The sequence below is a fragment of the Acidocella sp. genome, from assembly GCF_028687955.1.
Taxonomy (GTDB): domain Bacteria; phylum Pseudomonadota; class Alphaproteobacteria; order Acetobacterales; family Acetobacteraceae; genus Acidocella.
Genome location: NZ_JAQTZC010000024.1, coordinates 1 through 19,712, shown reverse-complemented (window position 1 = coordinate 19,712; position 19,712 = coordinate 1). Strand labels below are relative to the sequence as shown.

The 19,712-nt window shown below is 63.0% G+C and carries 20 protein-coding genes; 12 read left to right on the top strand and 8 right to left on the bottom strand.

Annotated elements, in window-relative coordinates:
- Positions 1–15 precede the first annotated feature (15 nt).
- The 4 genes from hemW to PHE40_RS04960 are packed head-to-tail and all read left to right on the top strand — an operon-like array spanning position 16 to position 5,171.
- Complete coding sequence (gene hemW, locus PHE40_RS04975; RefSeq protein ID WP_299958902.1) at positions 16–1,164, top strand: radical SAM family heme chaperone HemW; 1,149 nt, start codon at positions 16–18, stop codon at positions 1,162–1,164.
- 28 nt (positions 1,165–1,192) lie between these two features.
- Complete coding sequence (gene thrC / locus PHE40_RS04970; RefSeq protein WP_299958874.1) at positions 1,193–2,590, top strand: threonine synthase; 1,398 nt, start codon at positions 1,193–1,195, stop codon at positions 2,588–2,590.
- Positions 2,590–3,855: a pitrilysin family protein gene (locus tag PHE40_RS04965; protein WP_299958871.1), complete on the top strand. Its 1,266-nt coding sequence runs from the start codon at positions 2,590–2,592 to the stop codon at positions 3,853–3,855. Before thrC ends, PHE40_RS04965 begins: the two co-directional genes overlap by 1 nt.
- 2 nt (positions 3,856–3,857) lie before the next feature.
- The gene (locus tag PHE40_RS04960; RefSeq protein WP_299958868.1) at positions 3,858–5,171 is read left to right on the top strand and encodes a TldD/PmbA family protein; all 1,314 of its coding nucleotides are present in this window, start codon (positions 3,858–3,860) and stop codon (positions 5,169–5,171) included.
- Here the strand turns inward: PHE40_RS04960 and PHE40_RS04955 are convergent.
- The 6 genes from PHE40_RS04955 to PHE40_RS04930 all read right to left on the bottom strand — a co-directional run bounded on the left by PHE40_RS04955 (position 5,166) and on the right by PHE40_RS04930 (position 11,967).
- Positions 5,166–5,969, bottom strand: a complete 804-nt coding sequence (locus tag PHE40_RS04955) for a sulfite exporter TauE/SafE family protein (protein ID WP_299958865.1) — start codon at positions 5,967–5,969, stop codon at positions 5,166–5,168. The two genes, PHE40_RS04960 and PHE40_RS04955, sit on opposite strands and share 6 nt — an antisense overlap.
- Entirely contained in the window at positions 5,966–6,901 is a 936-nt protein-coding gene (locus PHE40_RS04950; RefSeq protein WP_299958862.1) for an MBL fold metallo-hydrolase, read from the bottom strand. Before PHE40_RS04950 ends, PHE40_RS04955 begins: the two co-directional genes overlap by 4 nt.
- The gene (locus PHE40_RS04945; protein WP_299958859.1) at positions 6,888–10,103 is read right to left on the bottom strand and encodes an efflux RND transporter permease subunit; all 3,216 of its coding nucleotides are present in this window, start codon (positions 10,101–10,103) and stop codon (positions 6,888–6,890) included. The genes PHE40_RS04950 and PHE40_RS04945 overlap by 14 nt, the downstream gene beginning before the upstream one ends.
- The gene (locus PHE40_RS04940; protein ID WP_299958856.1) at positions 10,100–11,113 is read right to left on the bottom strand and encodes an efflux RND transporter periplasmic adaptor subunit; all 1,014 of its coding nucleotides are present in this window, start codon (positions 11,111–11,113) and stop codon (positions 10,100–10,102) included. Before PHE40_RS04940 ends, PHE40_RS04945 begins: the two co-directional genes overlap by 4 nt.
- Positions 11,114–11,240: 127 nt before the next feature.
- Positions 11,241–11,612 carry a rhodanese-like domain-containing protein gene (locus PHE40_RS04935; protein ID WP_299958853.1) on the bottom strand — a complete coding sequence of 124 codons (372 nt, stop codon included), beginning with the start codon at positions 11,610–11,612 and terminating at the stop codon, positions 11,241–11,243.
- A gap of 4 nt (positions 11,613–11,616) precedes the next feature.
- Complete coding sequence (locus PHE40_RS04930) at positions 11,617–11,967, bottom strand: helix-turn-helix transcriptional regulator (RefSeq protein ID WP_299958850.1); 351 nt, start codon at positions 11,965–11,967, stop codon at positions 11,617–11,619.
- A gap of 84 nt (positions 11,968–12,051) precedes the next feature.
- On the opposite strand from PHE40_RS04930, the gene PHE40_RS04925 reads away from it, so the two are divergent.
- The 4 genes from PHE40_RS04925 to PHE40_RS04910 all read left to right on the top strand — a co-directional run bounded on the left by PHE40_RS04925 (position 12,052) and on the right by PHE40_RS04910 (position 14,575).
- The gene (locus PHE40_RS04925; RefSeq protein WP_299958847.1) at positions 12,052–13,332 is read left to right on the top strand and encodes an NAD(P)/FAD-dependent oxidoreductase; all 1,281 of its coding nucleotides are present in this window, start codon (positions 12,052–12,054) and stop codon (positions 13,330–13,332) included.
- Positions 13,333–13,566: 234 nt separating this feature from the next.
- Positions 13,567–13,998, top strand: a complete 432-nt coding sequence (gene trxC, locus PHE40_RS04920; RefSeq protein WP_299958844.1) for a thioredoxin TrxC — start codon at positions 13,567–13,569, stop codon at positions 13,996–13,998.
- Between the two features lie 17 nt (positions 13,999–14,015).
- Entirely contained in the window at positions 14,016–14,219 is a 204-nt protein-coding gene (locus tag PHE40_RS04915) for a DUF2892 domain-containing protein (protein ID WP_299958841.1), read from the top strand.
- An 11-nt stretch (positions 14,220–14,230) separates the two neighbouring features.
- A complete protein-coding gene (locus PHE40_RS04910; protein WP_299958838.1) occupies positions 14,231–14,575 on the top strand; it encodes a carboxymuconolactone decarboxylase family protein in 345 nt (114 codons plus the stop codon).
- A gap of 37 nt (positions 14,576–14,612) precedes the next feature.
- Here PHE40_RS04910 and PHE40_RS04905 read toward each other — a convergent pair whose 3' ends face one another.
- Positions 14,613–15,404 carry an IclR family transcriptional regulator gene (locus tag PHE40_RS04905; RefSeq protein ID WP_299958835.1) on the bottom strand — a complete coding sequence of 264 codons (792 nt, stop codon included), beginning with the start codon at positions 15,402–15,404 and terminating at the stop codon, positions 14,613–14,615.
- A 127-nt stretch (positions 15,405–15,531) separates the two neighbouring features.
- Between PHE40_RS04905 and PHE40_RS04900 the strand changes: the two genes are divergently transcribed.
- Positions 15,532–16,476 (top strand): acetaldehyde dehydrogenase (acetylating), encoded by a 945-nt coding sequence (locus PHE40_RS04900; protein ID WP_299958832.1) that lies wholly within the window; start codon positions 15,532–15,534, stop codon positions 16,474–16,476.
- A complete protein-coding gene (gene dmpG, locus PHE40_RS04895; protein ID WP_299958829.1) occupies positions 16,477–17,508 on the top strand; it encodes a 4-hydroxy-2-oxovalerate aldolase in 1,032 nt (343 codons plus the stop codon).
- 221 nt (positions 17,509–17,729) lie between these two features.
- Here dmpG and PHE40_RS04890 read toward each other — a convergent pair whose 3' ends face one another.
- Entirely contained in the window at positions 17,730–18,464 is a 735-nt protein-coding gene (locus PHE40_RS04890; protein ID WP_299958827.1) for a GntR family transcriptional regulator, read from the bottom strand.
- A gap of 333 nt (positions 18,465–18,797) precedes the next feature.
- Between PHE40_RS04890 and PHE40_RS04885 the strand changes: the two genes are divergently transcribed.
- Entirely contained in the window at positions 18,798–19,100 is a 303-nt protein-coding gene (locus tag PHE40_RS04885; RefSeq protein WP_299958824.1) for a hypothetical protein, read from the top strand.
- A 24-nt stretch (positions 19,101–19,124) separates the two neighbouring features.
- Positions 19,125–19,550: a heme-binding protein gene (locus PHE40_RS04880; protein WP_299958822.1), complete on the top strand. Its 426-nt coding sequence runs from the start codon at positions 19,125–19,127 to the stop codon at positions 19,548–19,550.
- The last annotated feature ends 162 nt before the right edge of the window (positions 19,551–19,712 follow it).

The following is a 19,712-nucleotide window of genomic DNA, read 5'->3' as shown; positions in this document are numbered from 1 at the left end:
GCGTATGTCCAGGCGATGGACCCGCTTGCCCTCTATATTCACTGGCCGTTTTGCCTGAGCAAATGCCCGTATTGCGACTTTAACTCCCATGTCCGCGAGAAAATCCCGCAAGCGCGCATGGTGGCGGCGCTGCGGCGCGAGCTGGCGCATGAGGCGGCGCGCATCGGCCCGCGGCGGCTGACCTCGATTTTTTTTGGCGGCGGCACGCCGAGCCTGCTCGACCCTGAGAATGTTGCTGCGCTGATCGGCGATGCGGCGGCGCTGTTTAGCCCGGCGGCGGATATCGAGATCACGCTGGAGGCGAACCCGACCAGCATCGAGGCCGGGCGCTTTGCCGGATATCGCGACGCGGGAGTGAACCGGGTTTCCATCGGGGTGCAGAGTTTCGAGCCCGAGGCGCTGAAATTTCTGGGCCGGGAGCATTCGGCGGGGCAGGCGGTTGACGCCATCGAGTTGGCGCGCAGAATTTTCCCCCGGCTCTCGTTTGATCTGATCTTCGCGCGGCCCGGGCAGGGCGAGGCGGCGTGGCGCCAGGAGCTGCGCTTTGCGCTGGGCCTGGCGGCGGATCATCTCTCGCTCTACCAGCTCACCATCGAGGAAGGCACCAAATTCCACACGCTTTATGCGCGTGGGGCGTTCGAGATGCCGGGTGAGGAGCTGGCGGCGGCGCTGTATGATGCCACCGCCGAGGAGGCGGCACGATTCGGGCTGCGGGCCTATGAGGTTTCCAACTACGCCAGGCCGGGCGGCGAGAGCCGGCATAATCTAAGCTATTGGCGCTATGATGATTACGCCGGGATCGGCCCTGGCGCGCATAGCAGGTTGACCCTGGGCGGGGAGCTGGTGGCCGGCGCGAAGCATCGCGGGCCGGAGGCCTGGGCGGCGCTGGTGGAGGCGGGCGGCAGCGGGACGGCGCGCGAGGAGGTGGTGAACACCCGCGATCGCGCCCGCGAGGCGCTGCTGATGGGGCTGCGCCTCGCCGAGGGCATTGGTTTTGAGCATTTTTTCGCGCGTACCGGCACCGCGCTGTTGGAGGCGGTGGAGCCCGTGATTTTGGCGGCCTGCATCGAGGAGGGGTATCTGCTTCAGACCCCCACGCATCTGGCGGCGACAGCCGAGGGCCGCAAACGGCTGGACGCATTGCTGCCAGCCCTGGCCCGATAGTATAGCCAACGCACCATTGGAGAGATTTATGCGTTACGTATCCACACGGGGCCAGGCTGAGGGTAAGGATTTTGCGGATGTGCTGCTGGCGGGGCTGGCCGATGACGGCGGGTTGTACATGCCCGCGCGCTGGCCGCAATTTTCCGCCGCTGAATTGAGGGCGTTGCGCGGCTTGCCCTATGCGGAGCTGGCGGCGCGGGTGATGGCGCCGTTTGTCGGCGATTGCATCGCCTTCGCGGATTTGCAGGTAATGTGCCGGCGCGCCTATGCCGGCTTTACCCACCCCGCGGTGGTGCCGCTGGTGCAGCTTGATACCTCAACCTTCGCGCTGGAGCTTTTTCATGGGCCGACGCTCGCTTTCAAGGACCTGGCGCTGCAACTGGCTGGGCATTTGTTCGAGCATGTGCTGGCGGCCCGTGGCGGGCGGGTTTGCATCGCCGGCGCCACCTCGGGCGATACCGGCTCGGCGGCGATTGAGGCGATGGCCGGGCGCAGCCGGGTGGATATCGTCATTTTACACCCCGAAGGGCGCACCAGCGAGGTGCAGCGCCGCCAGATGACCACGGTGGCCGCGCCGAACGTGATGAACATCGCGCTGAAGGGCAATTTCGACGATTGCCAGGATATGGTGAAGGCGATGTTCGCCGATGTGCCGTTGCGCCATGAAATCAGCCTCTCGGCGGTTAACTCCATCAATTTCGCGCGTATCGCGGCGCAGATACCCTACTACTTCGCCGCCGCTTTGGCGCTGGGCGCGCCGGAGCGCGAGGTTGCCGTTGCGGTGCCGACAGGCAATTTCGGCAATGTGCTGGCCGCCTGGGCGGCCAAGCAGATGGGCGTGCCGATCGGCAAGTTCATCGTGGCGAGCAACCGCAACGATATTCTGTGCCGCTTCCTGGCCAGTAACGATATGAGCCTGCATCCGGTGGAGGAAAGCCTTTCGCCGTCCATGGATATCGGCGTGAGTTCCAATTTCGAGCGGCTGCTCCATGAGTTTCTGGGCCGCGATGCCCCGGCCACGGCGCGGACCATGGCCGATTTCCGCGCCACCGGGAAAATGAGCGTGCCGGAGGATGTGTGGCGCGCGATCCGGCGCGATTTCGTGGGTTTCAGGCTCAGCGACGAGGATACGCTGGCGGAGGTCGCGCGCACCTGGCGTGAGGCGCAGTATCTGGCCGACCCACACACGGCCATCGGCCTGGCCGCGGCACGGGCCTGCGCGCCGGTGGGGCTGCCGGTGATCGTGGCGGCCACCGCGCATCCGGCCAAATTCCCTGACGCCATCGAAAAAGCTGTTGGTTTCCGTCCGGCCTTACCGCCGCATTTATCCAACCTATATGAGAGACAAGAGCGTTATACGGCCGCGCCGAACGATTTCGAGCAGGTCAAAGCGTTGGTGCGGAATTTTGCGAACAGGAATATTTGATGACTGAACAGGTTATGATTACCACGCTGCCCTCTGGCCTCACGGTTTTGACGGAACGGATGGAGCGCGTGGAGACGGTCTCGTTCGGTGCGTATATCGGGGCGGGGACGCGCCATGAAACCGCGGCGGAAAATGGCGTCGCGCATTTTCTGGAGCATATGGCATTCAAAGGCACGGCGAGCCGCTCGGCCATCGACATCGCCGAGGCGATCGAGAATGTGGGGGGGCACATCAACGCCTACACCTCGCGCGAGCAGACGGCCTATTATGTGAAGCTGCTCAAGGAAGACCTGGGGCTTGGCGTTGATATCATCGGCGATATTCTGTGCCATTCCAGCTTTGAGGTGGAGGAGCTGGAGCGCGAGCGGGGCGTGATTTTGCAGGAGATCGGCCAGGCGAACGACACGCCCGACGATATCGTGTTCGACCATTTCCAGTCCGCCGCCTATCCCTCGCAGCCGATGGGCCGCCCGGTGCTGGGCACGGAGGCCATCATCAAAGGCATGAAGCGCGATGCGCTGCCCGGTTTCATGGCCGCGCATTATACGCCGGAGAACATGGTCATCGCCGCCTGCGGCAATCTGGAGCACGAGCGGCTGGTGGATATGGTGGCGCGCCACTTTGCTGATCTGCCCAAGGCCGAGCGCCATGAGCCGATGGCGGCAGATTACATGGGCGGTGAATACCGCGAGCAGCGCGAGCTGGACCAGGCGCATATCGTGCTGGGGTTTGACGCGCCGGCCTACGGCGAGCCGGATTATTATCCGGCGATGCTGCTCTCCACGTTGCTGGGTGGGGGCATGTCCTCGCGGCTGTTCCAGGAAATCCGCGAGAAGCGCGGGTTGGTGTATTCCATTTACAGCTTCACCGCCCCGGCCGTAGACGGCGGGGTGTTCGGGATTTACGCGGGGACGGGTGAGTCCGAGGCGGCCGAGCTGATGCCGGTGACATTGGAGGAGCTGGCGAAGGTGCAGCTGGCGGTGAGCGAGGCGGAGTTGAACCGCGCCCGCGCGCAGCTGAAGGCTGGGTTGTTGATGAGCCTGGAGTCGACGGGCAGCCGCTGCGAGCAACTGGCGCGCCAGTGGCAGATTTTCGGCCGGGTGATCCCCGCCGCCGAGACGGTGGCGAAGATCGAGGCGGTGACGCAGGCGGATGTGCGCGCGGCGGCGGCGAAGATTTTCCGCTCCCGGCCGACGCTGGCGACCATCGGGCCGATCAGGCAGGTGCCGAAACTCTCATCCATCATTGATAGTCTGGCGGCTTGAACATGGACGAGAACCAGGAGTTGCTGGCCCAGGCGCAGGAATTTTTGCGCGCGGCGAAGGCCGCCGGGGCGGATGTCGCGGAAGTGGGTCTGAGCGCTGGCACCTCGATTTCGGTGCAGCGGCGGATGGGCAAGATCGAGGAGACCGAGCGCGCGGAATCCCGCGCGTTGGGGCTGCGGGTGTTTGTTGGCAAATGCAGCGCCTCGATTTCGGCCAGTTCGATTGATCCGGCGGCGTTTGCGCGCCTCGCTGAGCAGGCGGTGGCGATGGCCCGCGTGGTGCCCGAGGACCCTTATGCTGAAATCCCCGAGGCGCCGCCGCCGATGGACGCGGCGCTGCTGGATTTGGATGATCCGCTGGAGCCGAGGATGGAGGTGTTGATCGCCCGTGCCGCCGCCGCCGAGGATGCGGCGCTGGCGGTGGCGGGGATCACCAATTCCGAGGGGGCATCGGCCAGCTGGTCGCGCAGTTATTCATTGCGGGCCACCAGCCTGGGCTTTGCGGGCATGTATCCGCGCTCCTACCACGGGGTTTCCGTCACCGCGATCGCGGGGACGGGCACGGGGATGCAGCGCGATTATGATTCCTCATCCGCCGGGCATGGCGCTGACCTTGAGGACCCGGCGGTGCTGGGGCGCAGGGCTGCGGAGCAGGCGCTGGCGCGGCTCAATCCGGTGCGGCCGAAAACCGGCAAGTTGCCGGTATTGTTCCATCCGCGCGTGGCGGGGAGTTTTCTCGGGCATCTCGCCGGGGCGATCAACGGTGCGGCGATTGCGCGCAAAACCTCATTCCTGAAGGATGCGCTGGGGCGGGCGGTGTTCGCGCCAGGGATACGCATTATCGAGGATCCGCTGCGCGTGCGCGGGCGGCGCTCGCGCCCGTTTGACCGCGAGGGCCAGCCAGGCCAGTGGCGCGCGTTTATTGAGGATGGCGTTCTGACGAGCTGGATTCTGGACACGCGCAGCGCCAACCAGCTTGGCCTGAAAACCACGGGGAATGCTGGCGGGGTCAGCAATTTCTATATGGAGCCGGGAGTGCTGAGCCCGCGGGAGCTGATGGCTGATATTGCCGAGGGGCTGTTCGTGACCGAGCTGATCGGCATGGGCGTGAACGGCATCACCGGCGATTATTCGCGCGGCGCGGCGGGGTTTATGATTCGTAACGGCGTGCTGGTCGAGCCGGTGGCGGAATTCACCATCGCGGGCAATCTGCGCGATATGTTCGCGGCGCTGAGACCCGCCAGCGATCTGGAGTTCAAGCGCGGCACTGACGCGCCGACCCTGCGGATCGAGGGCATGACCCTGGCTGGTTCATAGCCCGGAGAGGTTGAACCCCAGGGCGGTGGCGCTGCGGTAGAGCATGTAGAGGGCGACGGCGAAGATCAGGAATGCGAAGACGGTGCTCAGCCGCCCGGCCGTGCCCGCGAGCAGCCGGGCCGTGCGCATGCCAAAGAAGCTGCCCAGGAAGCCGCCGAGGATGAAGACGATGGCCAGGGGCCAGTCAACCAGGCCGGAGAGGGCGTAGTTGGCCGCGGTTGTTAGCCCGAAGGCGGTGACGGCGACCAGAGATGTGCCGATGGCGTTAAGCACCGGCATGCCGGTGGAGATGAGCAGGCCGGGGACGATGAGAAAACCGCCGCCAATGCCGAAGAAGCCGGAGAACAGGCCGGTGGCAAGCCCCATGCCGAGGACTTGGGGTGCGTTTTTGCGCTCGCACTCGGCGGCGGCGTTGCCGGGGTTGTTGCGCCCGCGCAGCATGAGAATGCCGACCGCGATCATCAGCAGCGCGAAGAGGAAGAGCAGCTTCTGGCCGTCGAATGCCTTGCCGGCGCTGCTGCCGAATATGGCGCCAACAACCCCCGCCGCGGCGAAGGCGCCGCCGCATTGCCAGCGCACGGTGCCGGCGCGGTGGTGGTTGAACAGGCCGGTGGCGGCATTGGCGGCCACGGCCAGCGCGCTGGTGCCGATGGCGATGTGCGGGTTTTTAACGCCCACGACATACAGCATGAGCGGCACCGCCAGGATGGAGCCGCCGCCGCCAACCAGCCCGAGGGTGAAGCCAACGAGCGTGCCGGAGAACCCGCCGAGGCCGAGCTGGAGTTGTGTGAGGATCATAGCAGGTTCAATGGAAGTTTGAGGTAGCTGGCGCCGTTGTCTTCAGGCGGGGGCATTTGGCCCGCGCGGATGTTCACCTGCACCGAGGGCAGGATGAGCCTGGGCATGCCCAATGTGGCATCGCGCGCGGTGCGCATGGCGGTGAAGGCGTCTTCGCTGATGCCGTCATGGACATGGATGTTGGTGGCGCGCTGCGCCGCGACGGTGGTTTCCCAGATGAATGCATCGCGGCCTGGGGCTTTATAGTCGTGGCAGAGGAAGACCCGGGTTTCATCTGGCAGGGCGAGCAGGCGGCGGATGGAGCGGTAGAGCTGGCGGGCGTCGCCGCCGGGGAAATCAGCGCGCGCGGTGCCGTAATCGGGCATGAAGAGCGTGTCGCCGGCGAAGGCGGCGTCGCCGATGATATAGGCCATGTCAGCCGGGGTGTGGCCGGGGACGTGCAGGGCGATGACGGGGATGGCGCCCAGGGAGAACGTGGCGCCATCGTCGAACAGATGGCCGAACTGAGAGCCGTCGCGCGCGAATTCATCACCAAGATTGAAGATTTTGCCAAAGACGGTCTGTACGGCCAGGATTTCGCGCCCAATGGCGATTCTCCCGCCGCAATGCTGCTGGATGTAGGGCGCGGCCGAGAGATGGTCGGCATGGGCGTGGGTTTCCAGCAGCCAGTCCAGCGTGATGCCGGTGGTGCGCAGGTAGGCGATGACCGCGTCGGCCGAGGTTGTGGTGGTGCGCCCGGCGGCGGTGTCGAAATCCAGCACGCAGTCAATCACCGCGCCGCGTTTGGTGGCGGGGTCGTGCAGCACATGGGTGGCGGTGAAGGTGGCTTCGTCAAAAAAGGTTTGCACCTCAACGCGGGGGGCCAGGCGCGCCTGGAGGATCTGCCGCGCGGCCTGGGCCAGGTGCGGATCGGCGGGATTATTGTATGTCATGGGGCCGTCCATCGTCACGCAGTACCACATAAATGGCGGGGATAACCAGCAAGGTCAGCAGGGTGGAGGATGCCAGACCGAACAGCAGCGAGGTGGCGAGCCCCTGGAAGATCGGGTCCGAGAGGATGGTGACGGCGCTGATCATGGCCGCGACGGCGGTGAGCAGGATGGGTTTGGCGCGGATGGCGCCGGCTTCCAGCAGCACGGTACGCAGCGGACGGCCCGAGCCTTGCCGGCCGCGGATGAAATCCACCAACAGGATGGAGTTGCGTACGATGATGCCGGCCAGCGCGATGAAGCCGATCATCGAGGTGGCGGTGAAATCCGCGCCCAGCATCCAGTGGCCGAGCATGATGCCGATGAGGGTGAGCGGGATGGGGGTGAGCACCACCAGCGGCAGTTTGAAGCTGCCGAACTGCGCCACCACCAGCACATAGATGCCCAGGATGGCGACACCGAAGGCGATACCCATGTCGCGGAAGGTGACATAGGTGATCTGCCATTCGCCATCCCACAGCAGGGAAGGTTTGGCCTCATTCGTGGGTTGGCCGACGAAGCGGATATCGGGCTTGGGCAGGCTGCCCCAGTTGGCTTTTTCGATGGCTTTATCAACGGCGAACATGCCGTAGATGGGGGCTTCGAACTGGCCGGCAAGCTCGCCTGTCACCATGTCGGCGTAATGGCCGTCGCGGCGGTAGATGGCGCGTGAGCCGAGGGTGTTTTTGACGTCGACCACCTGACCCAGTTCCACGATGCCGCGCGCGCCGGGCAGCGCGTTGGCGGGAATGGGGGTGTCAGCGATCGACTGGTTCCAGGTAAGGCCGGATTTGGGCAGGCCGATGGCGATTTCCAGCGGCGGCCTGTCTGATCCGCGGTAGGAATAGCCGATGCCCTTGCCGGAAAAGAGGTCTTGCAGCGTGGCGTTCACGTCGCTTTGCTGGACATGGAAATATTCCAGCTCGTCCTGGTCGACGGTGATGTTCAGGCGCGGCGGGGGGCGGCCGTAGCTGTCGTCGACATCGACAATGAAGGGGATAGATTTGAAGATGGCCTTCACGCGCTGGGCCACTTCGAGGCGGGTTGCCTGGTTGGGGCCATAGATTTCAGCCAGCAGCGAGGCGATGACCGGCGGGCCGGGCGGGACTTCCACCACCTTGATGACGCCGCCGGGCGGCAGGGGCAGGTTGGAGTCGAGTTGGCGGCGCAGCGCGATGGCGATGGTGTGGCTCTCGCGCGTGCGTTTGTTTTTGCCGACCAGGACGATGTGTAGCTCACCCAGCTCGGGCGACTGGCGGGCGTAGTAATGGCGGACCAAGCCGTTGAAATCAAAAGGGGCGGGTGTGCCGGCGTAAACCTGCATGGAGGTCACCTCGGGCATTTTTCCAGCAATTCTGGCGGCGGCGAAGAGGGTGCGCTCGGTATCCTCCAACGTGGCGCCGGGGGGCAGGTTGAGCACCACATCCAGCTCCGATTTATTGTCAAAAGGCAGGAGCTTGACCTTGACCAGCTCAAAATAGAACAACGAGCAGGCCAGAATGGTTGCAGCGCCGACGATGAGCAGAAAGCGCAGCGCGCGTTTGCGGGTTTTGAGCACCGGCGCGGCGATGCGAAGATAGAGGCTTGCCAGCCGCCCGCCGTGATGCGCGCCATGCCCGCCGGCCGGAGCCGCGCGTGGTTTGACGAATTTGAGTGTCATCCAGGGCACCACGGTCATCGCGACGAAGAAGGAGAAGACCATGGCGGCTGAGGCGACAGCGGGGATCGGCGCCATGTAGGGGCCCATGAGGCCGCTGACGAAGAGCATCGGCAGCAGCGCCGTGATGACGGTGAGGGTGGCGAAGATGGTCGGGTTGCCGACCTCGGCCACGGCCTCGATGGCGGCTTGCAGGCGCGTGCGGTTGTCATGCATCTCCCAATGGCGGGTGATGTTCTCGATCACCACGATCGCATCGTCGACCAGGATGCCGATGGAGAAAATGAGCGCGAAGAGGCTGACGCGGTTGATGGTGTAGCCCATCATCTCGGCGGCGAAGATGGCGAGCAGGATGGTGGTGGGGATGACCACCGCGGTGACGGCGGCTTCGCGCCAGCCAAGGGTGAAGCCGATGAGCAGCACGATGGAGATGGTGGCAATCGCCAGGTGGAAGAGCAGCTCATTGGCTTTTTGCGTGGCGGTCTGGCCGTAGTCGCGGGTGACCTGCACGTTGATGTCGCTGGGGATTAACTGGCCGCGCAGGGTTTTAACCTGCGCCAGAACGGCCCGCGCCACGGTGACGGCGTTGGCGCCGCTGACCTTGGCGATGGCCAGTGTTACGGCGGGAGATTGGGTCCAGCCGGTTTTGTCGCGGTTGAGCGCCCAGACCTGCTGCTCCAGCGGTTTGGGGCCGAACACGACTTTTGCCACGTCGCGGACATAGACGGGGCGGTTGTCACGCGTGGTGACCAGCAGCAGGCCGATGTCCGGCACGCCGGAGAGTGTATGGCCGACATCCACGCCTTCCATTTTGCCGTTGTAGCGGATGGCGCCGGCGCTGAAGGTTTGGTTGGCTTCCTGCACGCGCGCCACGAGCTGTTGCAGGGTGACGCCGTAGAGCATCAGTTTTTCCGGGTCCGGCTCGATGCGGATTTGCTCCGGGTCCTCACCCGCGATGTAGGTAAGGCCGACGCTGGGGATTTTGATGAGCTCGCCCTGGAGTTTTTGCGCGAGCTGGGTCAGCCCGGCTTCATCCCAATGGCTGGCGGCATCTGGTTTAGGGGTGAGGGTGAGGGTGACGATGGCGACATCGTCAATCCCGCGGCCGACCACCAGGGGCTCGGGGATGCCGATGGGGATGCGGTCCAGATTGGCGCGGATTTTATCGTTGACGCGCAGCACCGCGTTGTCCTCGTTGGTGCCGACAACGAAACGGGCGGTGACGGTGACGTGGTTGTCGACGCTTGTGCTGTAGATATGCTCAACGCCGGGGATGGCGCGCAGGATGGTCTCCAGCGGTTTGGTGACAAGCTCCACACCGTCGCCGGCCCTCAGACCGTTGGTGTTGACCATCACATCGACCATCGGGACGTGGATCTGCGGGTCTTCCTCGCGCGGGATGGTGATGAGCGCGATCATTCCGGCCATGACGGCCGCGATGAGGAAGAGCGGTGAGAGGGGCGAGCGGATGAAGCGCTTGGTCAGCGCGCCGGAGAGGCCGAGCTTCATGGCGCGGCCGGGGCGGTGAGGACGTTGCCGGGCTGCAGGCCGGAGAGGATCTCGACACCATCAGGCATGGAGGGGGTTGGGTGCGGCGCGCCCTGCTGCACCGGCACCGCGATACTGTGGCCGTTCGGGGTTTTCAGCTCCACATAATCCAGCCCGAAGCGGGATTCGATGAAGGAGGCGGGGATGACCAGGCCGGGGCGCTGGCCGGCGGAGATCCAGACCTGGATGCGCTGGCCGACGAAATAGTCGCCAAGGCCGGGGGAGGTGGCATCGGCCTGGACATCGCCGTTCTGGATCTGCGGGTAAATCAGGGTGATTTTGCCGAATTCGGGAGTGTTGCCGGTGTCGCTGATGCGCACCAGATCGCCCACATGCATGATGCGGGAATGATATTCGGGGACTTCCAGGCGCAGGACGTAATCCTGCTCGGCGATGGTGGCGATGGTGTCGCCGGTGACCACCACGCTGCCCTGGGTGACGGGCCGGTGCAGCACGCGGCCGGAGACCGGGGCCAGCACGGCGCCGTTGGCGATTTGCGCGGCCAGGGCGTTGCGCGCGGCGATCTGTGATTTCAGGCTGCTGCTGGCGACGTTCTGCGCGGTTTGCGCCTGGTCCAGAGTGGCCCGCGCGATGGCGCCGCTGCCGATGAGCCGCTGGGCGCGGGCGAGGTCTATGCTGGCTTGCGCCAGTTGCGCGCGCAGGCCGGTGATGCTGGCGTTAAGCGATTGTAATTGCTGCGCCATCGCGGAGTCGGCGACGGTGGCGATGGTCTGTCCGGCGGTGACGGCGTCACCATCGCGCACCGAGAGGGATACGATGGTGCCGGCGAGCCGGGTGCGGGCGGGGACCACATGCGCGCTCTCCACTGTGGCGAAAACGGCCTTCTGGTCGGTGATCAGCCCGGTGGCGACGGTGAAGGTCGCGCCAGGCGGGGCGGCGATGGCCGCAACGGGGCCCGCGGCGAAGCAGGCGGCGATGCAGGCAGACAAGGCCAGGGTTGAGAGGCGCATGCGGTGTTTCCTAGTTGGGAAAAACTAGAGTCTTCAGCATAGAGCTGAAGACTCTAACACTTAGTTTTAGCAAGCCGTTTCAGGCGTTTAGCTTGGTGCTGCCGCGCCGGTTGAAACGCGGATTGCGCTAATCGCGGTCTACGGTTTTTCCCGAAGCGGGGTCTAGCGTGACGACGGGCAGGCCGGCCTGGACCCAGGCATTGAGGCCGCCGGCGAGATGCCCGGCGATTTCAACCCCCGCCTTGTGGCAGAGATCGGCGGCGGCTTGCGAGCGGCGGCCGACGCCGCAGTGCAGGACGATGGGCCTGGCCGGGTCGTGCGGGAGGGCCTTCGGGTCAAAGCTGGACAAGGGGAAGAGCACCGAGCCGTGGATGCGCGCGGTGGCAAATTCGCCCGGCTCGCGGACATCCACCAGTGTGACCGCGTGGCGAGCCAGGGCCTCATGCAGTTCGGCCGGGGTGAAGTCGCGCAAGTCAGATTTTTTTTTGTTGAAAAACATTTTGTTAGCCTTTCAGTGGGAGCGTTGGGGTGGGAATGGTGCAAAAGCCGCTGGTGGTTTGAGGGGTATCGTTACGCGGCGCGCAGTAAAGTTCAAACAATGTTTCCAGAATTTTTTTTGCAGGCGTGCTAGCAATGCCGTACCATATGGTTTGGCCGTCCCGCCGGGATGCGACCAGGGTATCACGGCGCAGCAACGCCAGATGCTGGGAGACGGTGGAGCTGCGTAAATCCAGGAAGGCCGCGAGATCACCGACGGAACGCTCACCCTCAAGGAGTTGGCAGAGGATCATCAGCCGGTGGGGATTGGCCAACGACTTTAACATCTCGCTGGCTTGTCCGGCGGCGCTATGCATGAGGCTGGCGTCTATTTTCATAGTTGCGTATATACGAAGAAACGAATATATAAGCAATGGTAAAAACACATAAGGATTCAATCCATGGCTGAAGTCGTAATTTTAGGCGCCGGATTAGGCGGGACTTTGATGGCGTATGAAATGGCTGATCAGCTGCGGCCCGATGACCGAATCACGGTGATTGGGAATAGCCCGGTGTATCAGTTCTATCCTTCCAACCCCTGGGTGGCCGTGGGCTGGCGTGAGCGCAAGGATATTGAGGTCGACCTGACGAAGGTGATGCAGAAGAAGAAAATTCGTTTTATCACCGAGGGGGCGGCGCGCGTCGTGCCGGAGGAGAATCTGGTGAGGACGGTGAGCGGCGAGGCGATAGCCTATGATTACCTGGTTATCGCCACCGGGCCGGAGCTGGCGTTCGACGAAATTCCGGGACTTGGGCCGAAGGCGCATACGCAGTCAATCTGCGAGACCGGCCATGCCGAGCAGGCCTTCGTGGCGTTCGAGGAATTCTGCAAAAATCCCGGCCCGATTGTGATCGGCGCGGCGCAGGGGGTTTCCTGCTTTGGGCCGGCCTATGAATTTGCGTTTATTGTGGATACCGAGCTGCGCAAGCGCGGTATCCGCAACAAGGTGCCGATGACTTATATCACCCCTGAGCCGTATATCGGGCATCTGGGGCTTGATGGCGTGGGCGACACCAAGGGGGTGATGGAAAGCGAGTTGCGCAACCGGCATATCAAATGGATTACCAATGCGCGGGTGAAGGAGATTAGTGCCGGGCAGATGGTGGTGGAGGAGCTGGCCGAGGATGCCAGCCTGAAGGCCACGCATACGCTGGATTTTAGCTACAGCATGCTGATGCCGCCGTTCCGCGGTGTGCCGGCGGTGTTTGGCGTGGCCGGGCTGACCAATCCGCGCGGGTTTATTTTGGCCGATGCGTATCAGCGCAATCCCACCTATCGGAATGTGTTCTCCATCGGCGTGTGCGTGGCGATTCCGCCGATCGGCAAGACTCCGGTGCCGCTCGGCGTGCCGAAAACCGGGTTCATGATTGAGTCGATGGTCACCTCGACGGCGCATAACATCGGTGCGCTGCTGCGCGGCGGAGATGCCACCATCAAGCCGTCGTGGAACGCGATCTGCCTGGCGGATTTCGGCGATGGGGGCATTGCCTTTGTGGCGCAGCCGCAGTTGCCGCCGCGCAACGCCAATTGGTCAAGCAGGGGGAAATGGGTGCATTTGGCGAAGGTGGGGTTCGAGCGGTATTTTCTGCGCAAGATACGCATCGGCAAGAGCGAACCGTTTTATGAACGTTACCTGATGAAGCAGTTGAATATTCATAAGCTTGAGAATAAATCACGCTAGCGCCTGATTGGTTTAAGTGTGATCAGGCTCTGGCTATTTTTCTGAGGGCGATGCACGCTTTCGGCTCGCTCGGCTGAGCGAAACTCAAACGATCGCGCTCTCGGACCCTGCGTCATGAATGACGCAGGGTCCTGCACGGGTTGGTAGGCCGCGCGCGCTAAATCTGACTCTAGCTTGACACGGCATTTTCAATGACATGTCACACCAGGAATTTTTTTTGAAAAGGAGAGGTCTATGGCGATCACTCTGGTTTGCCCGGCCTGCGGCGCGGTGAACCGCCTGCCGGCGGAGAAGCTGGCGGCGGCGCCGCGGTGCGGCGGGTGCCACAAACCATTGTTTGACGGGCATCCGGCGAATGTGGAGGAGGCGGGGCTGGCCCGCCACTTGAAGAACGACGGCGTGCCGGTGCTGATAGACATATGGGCGCCGTGGTGCGGGCCTTGCCGCTCCATGGCGCCGCATTACGAACAGGCGGCGGCGCAGCTGGAGCCGCGGATGCGGCTGTTGAAACTGAATGGCGACGATGCGCCGGGAACCATGACCCGCTACGGCGTGCGGGCGATTCCCACCCTGCTGCTGTTTAAGGACGGCGTGCTGGTGAAACAGAACGCCGGGGCGATGACGGCTGAACAGATCGTGCGCTGGGCACGCCAGGCCGTTGCATAACTGAAAAGGAAAACCCGATGACAATTGATAAGGCTGTATTCTCCTTCGCCGGTGCCATGGTGCTGCTAAGCTTGGCGCTGACACTCTGGGTGAGCCAGTGGTTTCTGCTGTTCACCGCCTTTATTGGGCTGAATCTGTTGCAGACAGGTTTCACCGGGGTTTGTCCGGCGGCCTTTGTGTTCAAGAAACTTGGTTTTCCGGTTGGTTGCGCGTTCAAATAAGGGATGCCCGCATGATTGAGGACTGGAAAGAGCTGATCGCCAATATGGATGTTGGCGTGAAAAACCTGCGCCAGGGCGCGCCGGATGTGATGAAGAGCTTTGCCGAAATGGCCAGGGCCGCGCAGGGAGGCAGCGCGCTGGATAGCAAAACAAAGGAGCTGATCGCGCTGGCGATTGGCGTGGCGACACGCTGCGCGCCCTGCATCGCCTACCATGCGCAAGGCGCTGTGAAGTGCGGCGCCACCCGCGAGGAGGTGGCCGAAACGATGGGCATGGCGATTTATATGGGGGCGGGGCCCTCGGTGATGTATGCCGCGCAGGCGCTGGAGGCGTTTGACCAGCTTGCGGGCAGGTAAGGCTTTTTTTGAGTTTTGCGGCCGCTGATGCGACGGATCAGCTTTGGATGGTGGCCAGGCTGGCGCGGCTGAGCTTGGCGGCGCAGGCCCGCAGCCTTGTCAGATAGGTTGCGTCGTCATGCTTTTTTTGCCCCGCGTGCGTGAAGGTCAGGGAGATTGCCGCGGAGACGGATTGATCGCTGGTCAAGAGTGGCACGGCGAGGCAGTAGAGATCTTCGGCGATTTCGCCGTCGTCGCGGGCGAATTGCTCCGCCTTCACGGTTTTAAGGGTTTCACGCAGCTGCCGCGGGTCGGTGATTGTGCGTGAAGTGAGCGCAACGAACGGGCCGCCGGCGAGATAGCGCGCGCGCTCGGCCTCGGGCAGCCAGGCCAGGAGCACCTTGCCGATGCCCGAGCAATAGGCTTCGAGCTGGGTATTCTCGACGCTGATGGATAATGCGGCGGGGACGCTCGTGGCGCTCTCCTTTACGAGATATGTCACCATGTCGTTCTCCATCACGCCCAGATGCGCTGTGGCCCCGCAGGCGCTGGCAAGCTGGCGCAACGCCGGGCGGCAGAGCCGGGCCAGTTGCCCGGCGGGGGTGATGCCGTGCAGAGCTTCGGCCAGCGGTAGGCCGATATCGTAGCGGCGGTGTTCGAGCCTGGTGATCATCCCTGTGCCTTCCAGGGTGTTGATGAGCCGGTACAATGTGGAGCGGGGTAGCGCCAAGCCTGCGGCCAGCTCCTTAAGGGGGGTTTGCCCACGGTCGCGCGCGATGAGGTTGAACAGGGCTAGGCCTTTTTCAAGCGATGCGCTATTAGAGGGAGGCGGTTTGGGGTTCTGTTCCATAGTCCCATTATATGGGACTAATTTTTTCGCGTAAATTGTCGCCGGGCCTCGTTTTCCTTAATCTCAGTGGACGGAACAAAGAAACGTCTCAGGTGAAACCAATGCATACCTATGAGGGTGATTGCTAATGTCTGGAAAAGTGAAATGCGCGATCATCGGTTCGGGCAATATCGGCACCGATCTGATGATCAAGATCATGCGGACCTCGAAAAATCTTGAAATGGGCGCGATGGTTGGCATCGACCCGAAATCGGACGGCCTCGCCCGCGCCGCGCGCCTTGGCGTGCCGGTGACGCATGAGGGCATCGAGGGTTTGTTGAAAATGGCAAATTACAAGGATATCCAGGTGGTTTTTGATGCCACCTCGGCGGGTGCGCATGTGCACAACAACGCGCTGCTGCAACGTGACGGCAAGAAGGTCATCGATCTGACCCCCGCCGCCATCGGCCCGTTCACCATCCCGGTGATCAACGGCGATGCCAACATCAACGAGCCCAACGTCAACATGGTCACCTGCGGCGGGCAGGCGACGATTCCGATGGTGTATGCGGTGAGGCGCGCGGTTGAACGGGTGGTGTATGGCGAGATCGTCGCCTCCATCTCCTCCAAATCCGCGGGCCCCGGCACGCGCGCGAATATTGACGAGTTCACCGAGACCACGTCCAAGGCGATTGAAGTGCTGGGCGGCGCTGAGCGCGGCAAGGCGATCATCATCCTCAACCCCGCCGAGCCGCCGCTGATCATGCGTGATACCGTCTTCACGCTTTCGCAGGGCGGCGACCGGGATGCGATCGAGGCGTCCATTCTGGAAATGGAACAAGCGGTGCGCAAATACGTCCCCGGCTACCGGTTGAAGCAGAAGGTGCAGTTCGAAGTGATTGGCGACAATGCGCCGGTGCGTATCCCTGGCATCGGTTATGCCACCGGGCTGAAGACCACGATCCTGCTCGAAGTGGAAGGTGCGGCGCATTATCTGCCGGCCTACGCCGGTAATCTTGATATCATGACCTCTGCCGCCCTGGTTTCCGCCGACCATTGGGCCGCGCAATATCTCGCCAAGGAGGCTGCATAAATGGCTCGCCCGAACCCGAATAAGCTTTATGTCCAGGATGTCACCCTGCGCGATGGCATGCATTCCATCCGTCACCAGTATACGCTGGAGACGGTGACCGCGGTTGCGCGCGCGCTGGATGAAGCCAAGGTTGACGCTATCGAGATTTCGCATGGCGACGGCATCACCGGCTCCACTTTCAACTACGGCTTTGGCGCGCATGACGACGCGGAGTGGATCGCCGCGGTGGCGGGTGTGTGCACGCATGCGCGTGTTACCATTTTGATGCTGCCGGGCATCGCCACGGTGCATGACCTGAAGGCCGCGTATGATGCCGGGGCGCGCTCGGTGCGTATCGCCACGCATTGCACCGAGGCGGATGTTTCGCGCCAGCATATCGAAGCGGCGCGCAAGCTTGGCATGGATACCATTGGCTTCCTGATGATGGCCCACATGGTGCCGGCGGAGAAGCTGGTCGAGCAGGGCAAATTGATGGAGTCCTACGGCGCGGAATGCGTCTATGTGACCGATTCCGCGGGCGCGATGCTGCCGGAGCAATATAGCGAAAAAGTGCGGGCGATGCGCGCGGCGCTGAAGCCGCAAACCGAGATCGGCGTGCATACCCATCATAACCTGACCCTTGGTGTTGCTAACGCGGTCGCGGGCATAAAGGCCGGTGCTGTGCGCGTGGATGCCTCGCTGGCTGGCATGGGAGCTGGCGCGGGCAATGCGCCGCTGGAGGCGCTCATCGCCGTGCTGGACCGCGAAGGCATCGAGTCCGGCTGCGATTTGTCCAAGCTGATGAATGCCGCCGATGATCTGGTGCGCCCGTTGCAGGACCGCCCAGTGCGCGTTGACCGGGAATCCCTGAGCTTGGGCTATGCCGGCGTGTATTCATCGTTCCTGCGCCATGCGGAAAACGCCTCGAAGACCTATGGTGTGGACACCAGCGAAATTCTGGCCGAGCTGGGCCGGAGAAAAATGGTCGGCGGGCAGGAGGACATGATCATCGATGTCGCGCTTGATATTCTCAAGCAACGCGCGGCCGTCTGATTCAGCGGGCTGCCACGGATAAAACGAGATGCGCGTGCATTGTCCCGCTAGGGGCTGCACACGCATCTCCGCCGGGGCGCAGTTGATGGCATCGGTGCTGGGGGAGACAGGCTCGAAGGCGAAATAATCCTGCCCCTCGGGCATGAAGAGAACGGCATGGCGCCGGCCTGCGCTTGGGCGGAAGCGGCATTTGATGTTTACCGTGAGACCGCGCCGGGCGCTTAACCGCCCGGGCTCATTCCCGCGCTCAGCACCTTGCCCATCACGGCGAGCGTCCGTTCGATATGCTCGCCCGCAACCTGGCAGGCCAGCTCCACATTGCGCGTAAGCGCGGCTTCAAACATCGCCTTGTGTTCGGCATGCACATCGCGCGGCACAACCCGGTTCACCAGCGAGATGCGGCGATATCGCTCCGACTGCTGATACAATATCCCGTGCAGATGGTGCAGCCAGCGCGAAGGGCAGGCGCTGATCAGCGCATAGTGAAATTCATTGTTGCGGTGCTCGAATTCATCCTGCTGCAACTCAGGCCCGGAACTCAGCTTTGCTTCCACCTTTGAAAGCCGGTGGAAGGCGGAAACCAGGCGGCCCTCCCATGCGTCATCACCATTCAGGATGGACTCGCGCAGCGCCTCCAGTTCAATGAACTTGCGCGTGCGGGTCAGGTCGGCGAGGTCTTCCAGCGAGACCGGCGCAACCCGGAACCCCTTCTGCTCCTCGGAGGTGACCAGTGCTTCCCCCACCAGCCGCGTCAGCGCCTCGCGCAGCGTGCTGGCGCCAAAGCCAAAGCGCTTGCGCAGCATCTCGAACCGCAGCTTTTCCCCTGGCGCCAGCCCGCCGGTGAGAATTTCATGGCAGATCGCCTCATGCGCGGCTTCCACCAGGCTGCGCGCGGCACCCTGTTTGGGCGGCGCCAACGCCGCAGCTGTCACATTGGGGGCTGCATTAGTATGCATAAGTATCCATATCCAGTCATCCTCCGAATGCTTTTCCACCCTGGCTGGAAACGCGGGGGGACTGGGCGGTCAGCCGGGTAAATCGCAATATTTGCCCTATGATAGCGGCTTTGGAATATAAATGAAAATAACAATTTTGCCGAATATATAAAAATCTCGAAATTATCGTTGACGGCCCCCGCCGCCGGGAATATCACCCTCGGCATGGCTGGAGCGGCGGCATGGCCGCGGTCTCCAGCCTCATGCTAACCGTTCTCACGCTTCAGCTTTAAGTCTGCCGCTTTCATGAATGGCTGCTGGAAAGGCTGCCGCCGCAACCAAGAAGGATTGCCGATGGCCCATACCGGCGTTTTGCCTCCCGGCTTTACTCAGCGCCGCGTGCTCGGCATGCAATCAGCGGTCGAGCACTGCATCAAGCGTATCGGCCTCAACCGGGTAACGGAGGCTACGGACGAGCGGATGTACCTGAAGGCTGCTGATGAATTCGACCGTCGCAGCAGCGGCCACGCAGCGGACATCCTGTCCCATTTTGATATTTCCATATCGGGCCGGCCCGCACCTGGGACGAAACCCAGATCGGCAAAGGCATTTTCCATTACGAGCGCGTTCTTAACGAAGCGTTCCCCTCGGTTGTAACCTGAAACGAGGCAGCGGTCCGCCATGAGCATTTCCCGTTCAACCCATACCATTACTTCCGCCGCCGCGCTGCGTGCCGTGCAGGCCGCGGTGGCTGATGCCGCATCGCGCGGGGTTGCCGTGGTGGCTTGCGTGGTGGACCCCGGCGGCGCGCTGGTCGCCTGCTTGCGCGCCGATGGAGCGTTTGCCGCCTCGGTGGATATCGCCCGCGACAAGGCATGGACCGCGGCAATTTTTGGCATCTCGACGGACGATCTTTGCAAAAGCCTCTCGCAGCGTGAAGTGGTGCGCGAAGGGCTCGCGATGCGCCCCGGCGTGGTGCTGTTCGGGGGCGGCGCGCCGCTTCGGCAAAATGGCAACATCATAGGCGGAATCGGCGTTTCCGGTGGTTCGGAGGATGACGACCGCGCCGGTGCCGCGGCCGGGCGGCGTGCGCTCGGCCTGGGTTGATTATAAAGGATAAATCTTTCATGACCTTCTCAATATCCGCTGCCCGCCGTGATGCGGCGCATTTCATTGATGGTGTCTTCACCCAGGGCAGCTCGGGCAAGACCTACGATAATTTCTACCCGGTGGATGGCTCGCGCATCGGCTCCGTCCCGGAAGGTGGCA

What these genes read in the sequence shown, in the direction of transcription:
- hemW (WP_299958902.1), top strand. Translation starts at nt 16, where the DNA reads ATGGACCCGCTTGCCCTCTATATTCACTGGCCGTTTTGCCTGAGCAAA.
- thrC (WP_299958874.1), top strand. Translation starts at nt 1,193, where the DNA reads ATGCGTTACGTATCCACACGGGGCCAGGCTGAGGGTAAGGATTTTGCG.
- PHE40_RS04965 (WP_299958871.1), top strand. Translation starts at nt 2,590, where the DNA reads ATGACTGAACAGGTTATGATTACCACGCTGCCCTCTGGCCTCACGGTT.
- PHE40_RS04960 (WP_299958868.1), top strand. Translation starts at nt 3,858, where the DNA reads ATGGACGAGAACCAGGAGTTGCTGGCCCAGGCGCAGGAATTTTTGCGC.
- PHE40_RS04955 (WP_299958865.1), bottom strand. Translation starts at nt 5,969, where the DNA reads ATGATCCTCACACAACTCCAGCTCGGCCTCGGCGGGTTCTCCGGCACG.
- PHE40_RS04950 (WP_299958862.1), bottom strand. Translation starts at nt 6,901, where the DNA reads ATGACATACAATAATCCCGCCGATCCGCACCTGGCCCAGGCCGCGCGG.
- PHE40_RS04945 (WP_299958859.1), bottom strand. Translation starts at nt 10,103, where the DNA reads ATGAAGCTCGGCCTCTCCGGCGCGCTGACCAAGCGCTTCATCCGCTCG.
- PHE40_RS04940 (WP_299958856.1), bottom strand. Translation starts at nt 11,113, where the DNA reads ATGCGCCTCTCAACCCTGGCCTTGTCTGCCTGCATCGCCGCCTGCTTC.
- PHE40_RS04935 (WP_299958853.1), bottom strand. Translation starts at nt 11,612, where the DNA reads ATGTTTTTCAACAAAAAAAAATCTGACTTGCGCGACTTCACCCCGGCC.
- PHE40_RS04930 (WP_299958850.1), bottom strand. Translation starts at nt 11,967, where the DNA reads ATGCATAGCGCCGCCGGACAAGCCAGCGAGATGTTAAAGTCGTTGGCC.
- PHE40_RS04925 (WP_299958847.1), top strand. Translation starts at nt 12,052, where the DNA reads ATGGCTGAAGTCGTAATTTTAGGCGCCGGATTAGGCGGGACTTTGATG.
- trxC (WP_299958844.1), top strand. Translation starts at nt 13,567, where the DNA reads ATGGCGATCACTCTGGTTTGCCCGGCCTGCGGCGCGGTGAACCGCCTG.
- PHE40_RS04915 (WP_299958841.1), top strand. Translation starts at nt 14,016, where the DNA reads ATGACAATTGATAAGGCTGTATTCTCCTTCGCCGGTGCCATGGTGCTG.
- PHE40_RS04910 (WP_299958838.1), top strand. Translation starts at nt 14,231, where the DNA reads ATGATTGAGGACTGGAAAGAGCTGATCGCCAATATGGATGTTGGCGTG.
- PHE40_RS04905 (WP_299958835.1), bottom strand. Translation starts at nt 15,404, where the DNA reads ATGGAACAGAACCCCAAACCGCCTCCCTCTAATAGCGCATCGCTTGAA.
- PHE40_RS04900 (WP_299958832.1), top strand. Translation starts at nt 15,532, where the DNA reads ATGTCTGGAAAAGTGAAATGCGCGATCATCGGTTCGGGCAATATCGGC.
- dmpG (WP_299958829.1), top strand. Translation starts at nt 16,477, where the DNA reads ATGGCTCGCCCGAACCCGAATAAGCTTTATGTCCAGGATGTCACCCTG.
- PHE40_RS04890 (WP_299958827.1), bottom strand. Translation starts at nt 18,464, where the DNA reads ATGCATACTAATGCAGCCCCCAATGTGACAGCTGCGGCGTTGGCGCCG.
- PHE40_RS04885 (WP_299958824.1), top strand. Translation starts at nt 18,798, where the DNA reads ATGGCCCATACCGGCGTTTTGCCTCCCGGCTTTACTCAGCGCCGCGTG.
- PHE40_RS04880 (WP_299958822.1), top strand. Translation starts at nt 19,125, where the DNA reads ATGAGCATTTCCCGTTCAACCCATACCATTACTTCCGCCGCCGCGCTG.